Source organism: Pseudomonas sp. IB20 (assembly GCF_009707325.1).
Classification (GTDB): Bacteria; Pseudomonadota; Gammaproteobacteria; order Pseudomonadales; family Pseudomonadaceae; genus Aquipseudomonas.
In genome coordinates this window covers 1,943,376-1,956,787 of sequence record NZ_CP046103.1, presented here as the reverse complement: position 1 = coordinate 1,956,787, position 13,412 = coordinate 1,943,376, and the positions used below count along the sequence as shown (strand labels likewise).

At 61.0% G+C, this 13,412-nt stretch carries 10 protein-coding genes; 6 read left to right on the top strand and 4 right to left on the bottom strand.

Annotated elements, in window-relative coordinates:
• Positions 1–363: 363 nt before the first annotated feature.
• From GJU48_RS09150 to GJU48_RS09140, 3 genes are all read right to left on the bottom strand, one after another.
• Positions 364–2,769, bottom strand: coding sequence for a TonB-dependent siderophore receptor (locus GJU48_RS09150; protein ID WP_094951228.1), 2,406 nt, complete (start codon positions 2,767–2,769; stop codon positions 364–366).
• A gap of 108 nt (positions 2,770–2,877) precedes the next feature.
• Complete coding sequence (locus GJU48_RS09145) at positions 2,878–3,831, bottom strand: FecR family protein (protein ID WP_094951216.1); 954 nt, start codon at positions 3,829–3,831, stop codon at positions 2,878–2,880.
• A gap of 26 nt (positions 3,832–3,857) precedes the next feature.
• On the bottom strand, positions 3,858–4,358 hold the full coding sequence (locus GJU48_RS09140; RefSeq protein ID WP_094951215.1) for a sigma-70 family RNA polymerase sigma factor: 501 nt from the start codon (positions 4,356–4,358) through the stop codon (positions 3,858–3,860).
• Between the two features lie 156 nt (positions 4,359–4,514).
• Here GJU48_RS09140 and GJU48_RS09135 point away from each other — a divergent pair, with 156 nt between their 5' ends.
• The 3 genes from GJU48_RS09135 to GJU48_RS09125 all read left to right on the top strand — a co-directional run bounded on the left by GJU48_RS09135 (position 4,515) and on the right by GJU48_RS09125 (position 8,190).
• On the top strand, positions 4,515–5,315 hold the full coding sequence (locus GJU48_RS09135) for a glucose 1-dehydrogenase (RefSeq protein ID WP_094951214.1): 801 nt from the start codon (positions 4,515–4,517) through the stop codon (positions 5,313–5,315).
• Positions 5,308–7,134 carry a glycoside hydrolase family 15 protein gene (locus tag GJU48_RS09130; protein ID WP_094951213.1) on the top strand — a complete coding sequence of 609 codons (1,827 nt, stop codon included), beginning with the start codon at positions 5,308–5,310 and terminating at the stop codon, positions 7,132–7,134. The genes GJU48_RS09135 and GJU48_RS09130 overlap by 8 nt, the downstream gene beginning before the upstream one ends.
• A 150-nt stretch (positions 7,135–7,284) precedes the next feature.
• Complete coding sequence (locus GJU48_RS09125; RefSeq protein WP_094951210.1) at positions 7,285–8,190, top strand: alpha/beta fold hydrolase; 906 nt, start codon at positions 7,285–7,287, stop codon at positions 8,188–8,190.
• 149 nt (positions 8,191–8,339) lie between these two features.
• Here GJU48_RS09125 and GJU48_RS09120 read toward each other — a convergent pair whose 3' ends face one another.
• Positions 8,340–9,308, bottom strand: coding sequence for a GlxA family transcriptional regulator (locus GJU48_RS09120; protein ID WP_094951209.1), 969 nt, complete (start codon positions 9,306–9,308; stop codon positions 8,340–8,342).
• A gap of 90 nt (positions 9,309–9,398) precedes the next feature.
• On the opposite strand from GJU48_RS09120, the gene inhA reads away from it, so the two are divergent.
• The 3 genes from inhA (at position 9,399) to GJU48_RS09105 (ending at position 13,412) form a co-directional block, all read left to right on the top strand.
• On the top strand, positions 9,399–10,079 hold the full coding sequence (inhA, locus tag GJU48_RS09115) for an isonitrile hydratase (protein ID WP_094951208.1): 681 nt from the start codon (positions 9,399–9,401) through the stop codon (positions 10,077–10,079).
• A 430-nt stretch (positions 10,080–10,509) separates the two neighbouring features.
• A complete protein-coding gene (locus GJU48_RS09110; protein ID WP_094951206.1) occupies positions 10,510–11,949 on the top strand; it encodes an undecaprenyl-phosphate glucose phosphotransferase in 1,440 nt (479 codons plus the stop codon).
• Positions 11,949–13,412, top strand: coding sequence for a mannose-1-phosphate guanylyltransferase/mannose-6-phosphate isomerase (locus GJU48_RS09105; protein ID WP_094951205.1), 1,464 nt, complete (start codon positions 11,949–11,951; stop codon positions 13,410–13,412). Before GJU48_RS09110 ends, GJU48_RS09105 begins: the two co-directional genes overlap by 1 nt.

The following is a 13,412-nucleotide window of genomic DNA, read 5'->3' as shown; positions in this document are numbered from 1 at the left end:
GGTAAAGCTCGGGCCCGGCGGGGTTGTGTTCGCACGAACAGTCGGCGCGTTCTGCAATGCCTGGCGGCGCGGCGAAAGCGAGGTTCCGCGCCACAGGCCGGGGCGCGGCCGCGGGTGTCCGCACTGGATGAAATTGATACAGAAACAGTGGTATTCGATACCGACATAAGTGCCTCCAGGGCAAGGGGTACGATTATCAACCTGTCGCTGCCCGCTTATGTGGAAGCCGACCAGGTTTGCCTCCTGTGTGGCGTATCTGTCGGAATAGGTTCCTGATCAAGCAGAAAATCGCGTGAACCGGCGTAGGAAACAGGCAAAAAAAATCGCAGCCCTTAGGCTGCGATTTTTCCTATCAACGGCAGATCAGAACCCGACACTCGCCTGTACGAAGAACGTACGTGGCTCGCCCAGGTACAACCCGGAATTGTTGTCACTGGAGCGTGTGTAGTGCTGTTGGTCAAAGACGTTTTTCACGCCCACACCCAGTTTCAAGTTCGACAGTTGCGCACCAAAGTCATACCCGCTGCGCACGTTGACCGAGACATAACCCGGGATGTCGCCGTACTGACCATCGGCGGTGCCTTGGGTGATGTAGGTGGTGCCGGTGCCTGGCGCACGTTGCCTGGACTGGGCATAGACGTCCAGGTTATGGGTCCAGTGGTTGATGTCGTAACGCAGGCCCACAGTCGCCACTTCACGCGAATACAGCGGCAGGTCGCGGCCCTTGAACGGCACATCGCCTTCAGAGGTGGCCTTGGTGTAGGTGAAACCAGCGTTGGCGGTCAGGCCGTCCAGGCTCGGGTCGAGGTTCGACAGGTCATAGTGGGCCGAGGCTTCAATACCCTGGTGCTTGGTCGCCCCCAGGTTTGTCCAGCCCACGTCGTTGCTGACGTATTGCAACTCATCCGAGAAGTCGATGTAGAACAACGTCACTTCGCCGCCCCACACACTGTCGTTGTAGCGCGTACCGACCTCGTAGGTCTTGGCTTTTTCCGGGTTCAGGCCGTTGGCCGTCTGGTCGCCGTTACCGCCCTGCCCGAGCTGGAAGTACTGCAGGCTGCCGAAGGAGGTTTCGTAGTTGGCGAACACTTTCCAGGCATCCGAGACGTGGTACATCACGCTCAGGGCCGGCAGCGGTTCGTTGTTATTGACCTCGCGGCGTTTTTCCTGGGTGCGGGTGCCATTCAAGGCCACTACCGGGCGGTCATGCCATTCGGTACGAATGTCTTCGAAGCGAATACCCGGCGTGATGGTCCACTTGCCAATATCAATCTTGTTATCGATATAGAAGGCGTTGGCCTCAGTGCCACCGGTACGGTCCTGATAGACGTGACCGTCACTCTGGCCGCCCGGCGTCGGCACATTGTTGACCAGGTTCAGGCTGGTGGCCTGCTCGTGCATGCCTTCTTTAAGGTAGCGATAACCGACGCTGACTTCCTGGGTGCTCGGCCCCACGTCGAATACATGTGACACCCGCGGCTCGATACCGAAGGTGTAGTAGGTGCGCGGATAAGAACTGAGAGTCTTGAGGTCGCGGTTGGCGATATTGCTGCCACGGAAACTGTCGGAGTAGTAGGTCAGCACTTCGGCCTGGGTACGGTCGTCGATCTGGCGGATGTACTTGAAGGACACATCCTTGCGGCGCCCGCTGAAACTGTCCCAGTCACGCACCGATTGGTACGGGTTGGCGCTGAACTGCTTCTGGGTCAGGCCGCCCGGCATATCGGCACTGGCGTCGTAGTAGTGGAAGTTCAGCGAGAAGTCGTCTTGATCGGTCGGTGCCCAGTGGGTCTTGAAGATCACGTCGTCAATGTCGTTGGAGTTGTTGCTGTTGCGATAGCCATCGCCCTTGACCCCGGAATACAGCAACGCCGCGCCGATACCGTTATCCGCCGTGCCGCCGATAAAGGCGTTTTCGATGTGCTTCCAGCCGCCGTGGGCGGAGGTTTGCAGGGTGGTGCCGACCTCACCGGAGAATGTCTCGGGGATAGCGCGGGTCACGAAGTTGATCACACCGCCGACGTTCTGCGGCCCATAACGCACGGAACCGGCGCCACGCACCACATCGATGCTGTCCAGGTTGCCGGCGGAAATCGGCGCCATCGACAGTTGAGGCTGGCCATACGGTGCGAAGGCCGCCGGCACGCCGTCGATCAGTACGGTGGAGCGTGGCGACAGGCGCGAGGTCAGGCCGCGCACGCCCACGTTGAGTGAAATATCGCTGCCACCGGTGCCGTTGGATTCCTGCACCTGTACGCCAGGGACGCGGCGCAACACATCGCCCACGTTCATCGCGCCCTGCTCCACCATGGCTTCGCGGCGGATGACCGTACGTGCGCCCGGGTGGTTCTGCACCACTTCGGCGTTAGCATCGCCCAGCCAGTTGCCGACCACTTTGATATCGGTGACGCCCAGTTCCAGCGGCGAGCCGGCTTCACCGGTGCCGTTGCTTTGCGGGCGCAGGGTCACTGAACCGGCGTCGATCTGGTAATCCAGGCCGCTGCCTTGCAGCAACTGGCGCAGGGCTTGTTCGGGCGAGAGGTTGCCGTCCACCGCAGGCGCTTGCTTGCCGGCGACCATGTCGGGGTTGAAGAACACTTGCAGGGACGTTTGCTGACCCAGTTGGCTCAATGCCGCCCCCAAAGGCTGGGCGCGGATATGGATACCGTCGTTAGCATAAGCCGCAGGCAGCCCGGCACTGACAGCAAGCGCCAGGGCCAGGGGCACCCAGCGGGAAATTTTATTGTGGGAGACGGTCAGTTTTTTCACATCGAAGCTTTTCACATCAAACCCCTGTAATCGCAAGAGCGTGCGGCTGTTAATGCAAACCAGTTGCAGTTGCAAGAGAAGACGAAGAACTCGAAAAAAACCTGAACCTCAGCGTGAAATAATTTCCTGGCTGCCGTCCGGCAAGGTACGCAAGGCGACCGGCAGGATGTGCGGCAAGGCTTTGAGCAAGGCGTCGGTGTCGCTGGATTTGAACACACTGGTCAAGCGCAGGCTGCTCACCGCAGCGGTACTGACCCGCAACGGTTGCTCGCGGTAGCGCGACACTTCGCGGGCCACTTCGCCAAGGCTGGCGTTGTTGAACACCAGCTTGCCGCTGCGCCAGGCGGTCAACTCATCGGTATTCACCGCGTACGCCGCAGCCACTTGCCCCACGGCATCGACTTGCGTGCCTCGGCCCGCCGTAAGCGTGACGATCCGGTCCGATGCACGCCCCTGGACCTTGACCGTGCCAGCCTCGACCACCACACGGGTCTGATCATCATCGCGGCGCACATCAAAGCGCGTACCGGTAACTGTCACCTGCCCTGCCCCGGCGGCGACGACAAAGGGTCGACTGGCGTCATGCTCGACGCTGAACATCGCTTCGCCCTGCTTGAGCTCCACGCCGCGCCGGCCTTTTTCGTAATGCACTGCGACCACGCTGCGGCTGTTGAGGTCCATCACCGAACCGTCGGGCAAAGCCACCTGGCGGTGCTCCCCCAAGCGCGTACTGAACTCGGCGTTGTAAGCTTTTGGATGATCAAGGCCGCTGAACAAACCCAGGCCCAAGGCGATAGCCACCACGCTTGCGGCGACTGCATAACGCACAATGGTACGGCGCATGGGCCGCTCCACCGGCGCATCACACAAGGCCTGCAAACGGGCCTTGGGCAACAAGTCGGTGGCGTTCCACACCCCTTGCAGCACGTCGAATTCATATTGGTGCTCAGGCCGTTCTGCGCGCCATGCGTCGAAACGCCGGCGCTCTTCGATGTTCAGCTCGGCGTCTTGCAAGCGTACAAACCATTGCGCGGCTTCGTCGCGAGCACGGCTATCCATCATGGAAGGTCCTGTTTCATCAAAGCGGGTCATGGGGCCAGCGCATCCAGACGGTCACGCAGATGCCGCAAGGTGCGGATCATATACTTTTCAACCATGTTTTTAGACAGGCCCAGGCGCACGGCGATTTCCTGCTGGGTGAGGCCTTCGATTTTCTGCCAGATAAATATCTTGCGACAGTTAAGCGGCAGCTCGGCCAAGGCCCGCTCGATGGAGTCCGCCAACTGGATCGCGTGCATAAAATGCTCCGGGTCGCCGCTGTGGGGCGAACGCTGGTCAAAGGTCTCCAGCGCCAGCGCCTCACGCCGGTCTTCGCGCCGGTAGGCATCAACGGCGATGTTGCGCGCTGTTTGATGCAGATAGGCGCGTGGTTGCTCAACCTCGCTCGAACGCGACTCAAGCACTCGCACGAAGGTGTCGTGGGCCAGGTCTTCAGCCTGCTGACGGTTTCTCAGGCGGCGTGTCCAGGTGCCGATCAACTCTTCGTAATGCTCGAAAAAGCCTGTTCTACGGGGCGGCTGAGGGATCATTGCGTGAGCACTGGGGAGGCGGGGGCGTGAATAGTAATGCTTCCTATTAAGTGGAGCAATTGCTTCCCGTCGCCGCGCCTTGGACTTCCCACTGGTGAACTTCCGCCACGCGCCGCCAGTCAGCTGCAAAGACTCTCTTAAAACGGTGGGTGGGCAATGCAGATCTCCTTGCAGCAACAAGTGGCCCTGGTCACCGGCGCCAGTTCCGGTATCGGCGCAGGCGCCGCCCAAGCGTTGGCCGAGGCCGGTGCGGCGGTGGTACTCAATTACAACTCCCAGGCGGCGCCGGCCGAAGCCCTCGCTGCGCAGATCAACGCCAACGGCGGCCGTGCAATTGCCATCGGCGGCGATGTGTCCCAAGAGGCCGACGTTGAACGCCTGTTCGCCCAGACCCTCGATGCCTTCGGGCATCTGGACATTCTGGTGGCCAACTCCGGCCTGCAAAAAGACGCCAACCTGGTCGACATGACCCTCGACGACTGGAACACGGTGATCGGCGTCAACCTCACCGGCCAGTTCCTGTGTGCCCGCGCCGCCGTGCGCATTTTCAATCGCCAGGGCGTGCGCGATGGCGTGTCGCGCGCCGCCGGCAAAATCATTCACATGAGCTCAGTGCACCAAATCATCCCTTGGGCCGGGCATGTGAATTACGCCGCCTCCAAAGGCGGTGTGGAGATGTTGATGCGCACCCTCGCCCAGGAAGTCAGCGAGCAGCGTATCCGCATCAACGGCATTGCGCCCGGCGCGATTCGTACGGCGATCAACCGTGCGGCCACCGAAGGCGCGGCAGAAAAAGAGCTGTTGAAGTTGATTCCCTATGGCCGCGTCGGCGACGTGGAAGACGTGGCGAACGCGGTGGTGTGGCTGGCCAGTGATGCCTCCGACTATGTGGTGGGCAGCACCCTGTTTATTGATGGTGGCATGAGCCTTTATCCGGAGTTTCGTGGCAATGGTTGATTTTAAAAATGAACAGCAGAGCGCCATCGATGCCCACGGCATTATTGGCGATATGCGCAGTGCGGCATTGGTCAATGACCGCGGCAGTATCGACTTTTTCTGCTGGCCGGAATTCGACAGCCCGTCGATCTTCTGCTCGCTGCTCGACACGCCCGAGGCCGGTGTTTTCCAGCTCACACCCGACCTGAAAAACGCCCGCCGTGAACAAATCTACCTGCCCGACACCAACGTGCTGCAAACCCGTTGGCTAAGCGATGAGGCGGTGGTCGAAATCACCGACCTGCTGGTCATCAGTGAAGAGATTGATGATTTGCCGCTGCTGATTCGTCGCGTACGAGTAGTCAGCGGCACAGCCACAATCCATCTGCGCTGCGCCGTACGCCACGACTACGCGCGCACGCCGACCCAAGCCAGTATCGACGACGGCATGGTCTATTTCGCCGCCGACGGCCAGCCCGGCCTGCGCTTGGCGAGCAGCCACGCAATGCAGATCGAAGCCGATGCCGCCGTGGCCAGTTTCACCCTGGCCCAGGAAGAAGGCGCCGAGTTCGTCCTCGGCGGCCAAGATGATCCACGGGTCAACAGCGGCTGCACCGATTTGGCATTGGCACACACATTGAAGTTCTGGCGCGGCTGGATCGCACAATCGAATTACCGTGGGCGCTGGCGCGAAATGGTTAACCGCTCGGCCCTGGCGCTGAAGCTTTTGACCTCACGCAAACACGGCGCAATCATCGCCGCCGCCACCTTCGGCCTGCCGGAAACCCCTGGCGGCGAGCGCAATTGGGATTACCGCTACACCTGGATCCGCGACGCCTCGTTCACGGTCTATGCATTCATGCGCCTGGGCTTCATCGAAGAAGCCAATGCTTACATGCGCTGGCTCAAAGGCCGCGTCAGCGACTGCTGCGGCCAGCCGACCAAAATCAACATTCTCTACGGCATCGACGGCCGCCAGGAACTGCCCGAAACCACGCTTGATCACTTCAGCGGCCACGGTGGTGCCAAGCCAGTACGTATCGGCAATGAGGCCTTCGACCAGATCCAGCTGGATATCTACGGCGAGCTGATGGATGCGGTGTACCTGGTCAATAAATACGGTGAAGCCATCTCCCACGAAGGTTGGAAACACACGGTGGAAGTGGCTGATCAGGTCTGCGAGATCTGGAACAGCAAGGACGTGGGCATCTGGGAAATGCGCGGCGAGGAGCATCACTTCCTGCATTCGAGGCTGATGTGCTGGGTGGCGCTGGACCGCGCAATCCGCCTGGCTTCCAAGCGCTCGCTGCCCGCTCCGTTCGCGCGGTGGGACCAGACGCGTCAGGCGATCTATGCGGATATCTGGAGTAACTTTTGGAACGAAGAACGCGGGCACTTTGTGCAGCATATCGGCAGCACCGCACTCGACGGTTCGATGCTGTTGATGCCGCTGGTGCGCTTCGTTGCGGCTACCGACCCGCGCTGGCTGTCGACGCTTGCGGCGATTCAGAAAAGCCTGGTGCGTGACGGCATGGTCTACCGCTACCGCAACGACGACAGCCAGATCGACGGTTTGCAAGGCACCGAAGGCGCGTTTGCTGCCTGTTCGTTCTGGTACGTCGAATGCCTCGCCCGCGCTGGGCAAGTGGAAAAGGCGCACTTGGAATTTGAACAACTGTTGCGATACGCCAATCCGTTGGGGCTGTATGCCGAAGAGTTCGATAACCAGGCGCATCACTTGGGCAATACGCCCCAGGCGCTGAGCCATTTAGCGTTGATCAGCGCGGCAACGTTTTTGGACCGTAAGCTCAGTGGCACGAAGACCACCTGGCAACCCTGAGGAGGCCTGAGGGGTAGAAGCAAAAAAACAGCTCTAAAGCCGCCAATCTCTACCTGAAAGTAATGAGATTCAATTGCCTGCGACCCCGTGACCCCGTCACAGCATTTGACTAGAGTTCAAGCACTTTTGGCCGGCTTCGAGGAGCCCATCATGACCATTTCCGCCCCACTGCTGTCTGTGCGTACGCCCCTGCTCGAAGTAGCCTACGAAGCCCATGGCCCAGAAGACGGTGAACCGGTGATCCTGCTGCACGGCTTCCCTTACGACCCGCGTGCCTACGATGACATCGCACCGCACCTGGCTGAGCGTGGCTGCCGGGTGTTGGTGCCGTACCTGCGGGGTTATGGCCCTACGCGGTTTATCAATGAGCAGGTGATGCGCTCCGGTCAACAGGCGGTGTTGGCCAAGGATCTGTTGGATTTCATGGATGCCCTGGGCATCCCGCAGGCCACGCTCGCCGGTTACGACTGGGGGGGCCGCGCCGCGTGTATCGTCGCCGCGTTGTGGCCGCAGCGAGTGCGTGGGTTGGTAACCGGGGACGGCTATAACATCCAGGACATTGCCAAGTCGCTCGAGCCTCACGCGCCCGAGACAGAGCATCGCTTGTGGTATCAGTTCTACTTTCACACCCAGCGCGGTGTAGACGGTTTGACTGCCAATCGCCGTGAGTTGTGTGAGTTGCTGTGGCAGCTGTGGTCGCCGACCTGGGCCGAGGGGCCGGGGCTGTATGGCCGCACGGCGCCGTCGTTTGATAACCCGGATTTTGTCGAGGTGGTGATCCACTCATATCGCCACCGCTTCATGTACGCGCCGGGCGACCCGGCAGTGGAAGCCATCGAGCAGGCGCTGGTAGCGCAACCGCCGATTTCGGTGCCGACGATTTCACTCTGCGGCGCCGATGATGGCGTGGGCCCGGCCCCGGTGGAGGATGACGATGTGGAACACTTCATTGGCTTTTATCGGCGCGACGTTTTGCCGGGGGTGGGTCACAACATTCCTCAGGAAGCGCCGCAGGCGACCCTCGCGGCGATCTGCGAGTTGCTGGACCGCGCGTGAATGTTAGCGGCGCTTAGGGGACCACCCACGGCGCAAGGTCATCACGCCGACATAGCCTGACGTGAATGTTAGCGGCGCTTAGGGGACCACCCACGGCGCAAGGTCATCACGCCGACATAGCACCTTGATACAAATGTGCACGTTTTCGTTCAAGCCGGGTCGTAGAAGCGCTCACGGTAGGCCTGGGGCGTGACGTCCAGGGCGCGCAGGAAACTGCGCCGCAGGGTCTCTTCACAGCCGAACCCGCACTGCACGGCGATGCGTTTGATCGACGCTGTGCTGTCAGCCAACTGCCGGCGCGCGGTTTCCACGCGGATCAACTCCACCGCCCGCGCCGGGGTCTGGCCGGTTTCGGCGCGGTAGTGGCGCACGAAACTGCGTTCGCTCATACCGGCCTGGGCGGCCAGCGTAGGAATGTTCAGGTCGAGGGTGAGGTTGTCAGCCATCCAGGCGTGCAAATCAGCGAAGCGGCTGTCGCCCTTTTGCAGGGACAAGGCCACGCTGAATTGCGATTGACCGCCTGGCCGTTTAAGGAATACCACCAAGTGCCGCGCCGCCTCCAGGGCCACGGCGCGGCCCAGGTCTTCTTCCACCAGGGCCAGGCACAGGTCGATGCCGGCCGTCACGCCGGCGGAGGTCCACACCGAGCCTTGCTGGATGAAAATAGGGTTGGATTCCACGGTCAGCGACGGGAACCTGCGCGCCAGTTCTTCGCAGCGGGTCCAGTGAGTGGCTACGCGACAGCCGTCGAGCAAGCCACTGGCGGCGAGCAGAAAAGCGCCGGTACACACCGAGGTCATCCGCCGGGTGTGCTGGGCTTTTTGCTTCACCCAATCGACCAACTCCACGTCTTCGGCAGCGCCGTACACACCCCAGCCGCCCGCGATCACCAAGGTGTCGCAAGGCGTGTCGGCTGCGGGCAGCGCCTCAGCCACCAGTGCCAGGCCGGCGGAGGTCATCACGGGTTCTGCCTGCGCGGCAATCACCGACACCGCGTAAGGCAACGGCAGGCCGCGCTGGCGCGCCAAGTCATTGGTGGTGGCGAACACCTGCAACGGCCCGGTGACGTCAAGCACCTGGACATTATTGAAAGCGAGTACGTGAATAGTCCGGGTCATGATTGGCGTAATCTGTGGGCTCAATAGCGCATACGCCAAAGCCTAGGCCGCTAGAGTGAAGCCGTCCACCCCTTTATCGGAGCTTCACTCATGACCCTGCAGATCGGCTTTCTGTTGTTCCCCGGCATTCAGCAACTGGACCTCACCGGCCCCTATGACGTGCTGGGTTCGCTGCCGGATGTGAAGCTGCACCTGGTGTGGAAAGACCTGGCGCCGGTCACGTCCAGCACCGGCATGGTGTTTACCCCGACCATGACTTATGCCGACTGCCCGCGCCTGGATGTGATTTGCGTGCCCGGAGGTGCAGGCGTAGGCGAGTTGATGGAGGACCCGCAAACCCTGGACTTCCTCAAGGCCCAGGCCCAAACCGCACGCTACGTGACGTCGGTGTGCACCGGTTCGCTGGTACTGGGGGCTGCGGGTTTGCTGCGCGGTCGCAAGGCCACCACTCACTGGGCCTACCACGACCTGCTCGCCCCGCTCGGCGCGATCCCGGTGCAGGCGCGTGTGGTGCGTGACGGCAACTTGTTCACCGGTGGCGGCATCACCGCCGGCATCGACTTTGCCCTGACCCTGGCGGCAGAGCTGTACAGCGAGGCCGCCGCGCAACTGGTGCAGTTGCAGATTGAATACGCGCCGGCGCCGCCGTTCGATTCGGGCAGCCCGCACACCGCGCCCGAGCCTGTGCTGGAGGAAGCCAGGAAACGCACGGCGGAATCGCGTCGGGTGCGCGGCGAGATCGTGGCACGGGCGGCGGCGCGGTTGGGGTGATGCAATGAATGTGGCTGGCGGGCTTCGTGTGGCGAGCCCGCTCGCCGGCCTCAGGCTGGCCGAGACATCAGCATCAGCCTAGCGGCCAACAGCATCAGCACACTCGCCAGGCCCCATTTCTGCAGTTTGGCACTGCCAGGTTCCTACACTCAAAAACACACCCCCAACACCGAGTGCTCGAACAAGGAACGTCAATAAAATGCCACAAAAAATACCAGTTAACGTGTCTAGCACGCCACCTCAAGAGCATCGTCAACCCACCGACAAAGCAATCCTAAGGAACATTCCTTAAGTCACTGCCCACGTAAAACATTCATTTGGATAGCTTCAGATGAAGGGTCAGTTGCGTTTTAGCCAGAGTAGCCGTCGTTCGTCTTGTGCGTATTCAAGCAAGCCGAACAGAAGTCTGGAGTGCAATGAGGGATGTTTTATGCGAGAGAAGTCGTCAGTCGACAGCCTGTTTCTGACCCGCGCCGGATTTGTTGAGTTTTTTGTTGTTTTCGTCAAATTGATCCACGGCCTGACGGCTATTTTGCCGCCACTGGTGCTGGTGCTTTTCCTCGACCCGATGGCCCCCGAACTGCGTTCTCACTTCCTCGGTTTGCTGCTGTTTTTCGCGATTCTGACCATTATTCTGTTCCAGGCCCTGAGCATCTATTCCGAGGATCTGTTCAGTAATCGCCTGCGCCTGCGGGCCAAGATAGTCGCCTGGTCGGCGGCGTTCTGCATCTTGCTGTTCATGTACCAGATCCTGCTGTTTTTCCCGCAATTGACCCCGCGCAATCTGGTCGCGTGGTACTTCGCCAGCCTAGGGCTGTTCTGCCTTGAGCGCCTGTTGATGCTACGCCTGTACCGCAACCTGATGCGCAAGGGCAAATACCTGCAACGTACGGTAATCCTGGGCTTCACCGACACCGCCGTGCACGTCGCCGACCACCTGCAACGCAACGGCGATATCCGCTCCGGCCTGATTGGTTTTATCGACGACCGCACCGAGCGCATTCCCAAGGAACTGAGCAACCTGCCGCTGCTGGGCAACACCCGCGACCTGGAAAAACTGATCCGCGCCGAGCAGGTCAACCAAGTGATGATCTGCCTGCCCTGGGCTGCCGAGCAACGTATCCACGGGCTGGTCAATCGCCTGCGCCAGATGTCGGTAAACGTGATGCTGGTCCCGGACATGGCCGCCCTACGCTACGGCCACAGCCGCATCACCGACGTGGGCGGCATTCTGATGTTCAACACCTCACAGTTGCCGCTGCGCGGGTGGTCGCCGGTAATCAAGCGCTGTGAAGACGTGCTGCTGGCCAGCTTGGCACTGGTGGCGCTGTCACCGGTGATGCTGGCGACGGCAATCGCGATCAAGCTCGACTCTAAAGGCCCGGTGCTGTTTCGCCAGAACCGCTTCGGCTACAACGACAACGAGATTCGCGTGTTCAAGTTCCGCTCGATGTTCACCGACCAGAGCGACTTCACCGCCGAGCAACAAACCACCCGCAAAGACCCGCGCATCACCCGCGTGGGCCGGATTATTCGTAAAACCAGCATCGACGAACTGCCGCAGCTGTTCAACGTGCTGCTGGGCAATATGTCGATGGTCGGCCCACGCCCCCACGCCACGGCGACCAAGGCCGCCGGTATCCCGTTCGAAGTCGCGGTGAGCGAATACAGTTCGCGACATCGGGTCAAGCCGGGCATCACCGGCTGGGCACAGATCAACGGCTACCGAGGCGAGACCGACACCCTGATCAAGATCCAGAAGCGCGTCGAGTACGACCTGGAGTACATCTCCAAATGGTCGGTGTGGTTTGACTTGTACATCGTCTTTATGACGGTCCCCGCCGTCCTCTCCACCAAGGAGGTCTATTGATGAATGCCCTCAACGGCTTGATTCCCTGCATTATTTCCGGTGGTTCGGGCACACGGTTGTGGCCAGTGTCGCGGCAGAACATGCCCAAGCCCTTCATGCGCATGCGTGACGGCATGAGCCTGTTGCAAAAGACCTTCCAGCGCGCCGCGCGCCTGCCAGGTGTGGAAAGTGTGCTCACGGTGACCAACCGCGACCTGCTGTTTCGCACCCTGGATGACTACCGCGTGGTCAACAAGGCGCACCTGCCGTTGGACCTGTTGCTGGAGCCGTTCGGGCGCAACACCGCGGCGGCCATCGCGGTGGCGGCGCTGCATGTGCAGGAGCATTTCGGCGATCAGGCGCAGCTGCTGGTAATGCCTGCCGACCACTTGATCAGCGATGAAACCGCGTTCGCCGCCGCTGTGACCCAGGCCCGTGAGCTGGCCGAAGCGGGCTACCTGGTGACATTCGGCATCCAGCCCGACCACCCGGAAACCGGCTTCGGCTATATCGAAAAAGGCGACGTGCTGGGCACCGGCAACCGCGTCAAACGCTTCGTCGAGAAACCCGACCTGGCCACCGCGCAAGGCTACCTCGACGGTGGCAAACACCTGTGGAACGCCGGCATGTTCTGCTTCAAGGCCAGCACCTTGGTGGACGAACTCGCCGTTCATGCTCCCGACGTACTCGCGGCCGCGAGAGCCGCGCTGGAACACAGCCAGAACCTGCAGAATAAAACCTCGCGCCAGCGTGAACTGAGCGCCGAAGGCTTTGGCGCTGCGCCGGATATTTCCATCGACGTGGCGCTGATGGAGAAGTCCAAGCAAGTTGCCGTGGTGCCCTGCGACATCGGCTGGAGCGACATCGGTTCCTGGGAAGCGCTGCGCCAGCTCACCCCCAGCGATGCCAATGGCAACCAGGTCAATGGCGAAGCGATTTTGCATGACGTGCACAACTGCTACGTCGACTCGCCCAAGCGTGTCCTCGGTGCTGTCGGCGTGCGCGACCTGATCATTGTCGATACCCCTGACGCGCTGCTGATCGCCGACGCCAATCGCAGCCAGGATGTGCGCTACATCGTTGCCGAACTCAAGCGCCAGGACCATCCGGCGTACAGCCTGCACCGCACCGTAACCCGGCCGTGGGGCACCTACACGGTGCTGGAGGAAAGCAGCCGCTTCAAGATCAAGCGCATCGTGGTCAAGCCGCAGGCGTCGCTGTCATTGCAGATGCATCACCACCGCAGCGAGCACTGGGTGGTGGTCAGCGGCGCGGCACAGATCACCAATGGCGAGCGCGAATTCCTGATCAACGCCAACGAGTCCACCTACATTCCGGCCGGGCACAAACACCGCCTGACCAACCCCGGCATCATCGACCTGGTGATGATCGAGGTGCAGAGCGGCGAGTACCTGGGCGAAGACGACATTGTGCGTTTTGACGACATTTACGGGCGTGCGCCCGCTGCCGACGTGAAAAAGTGA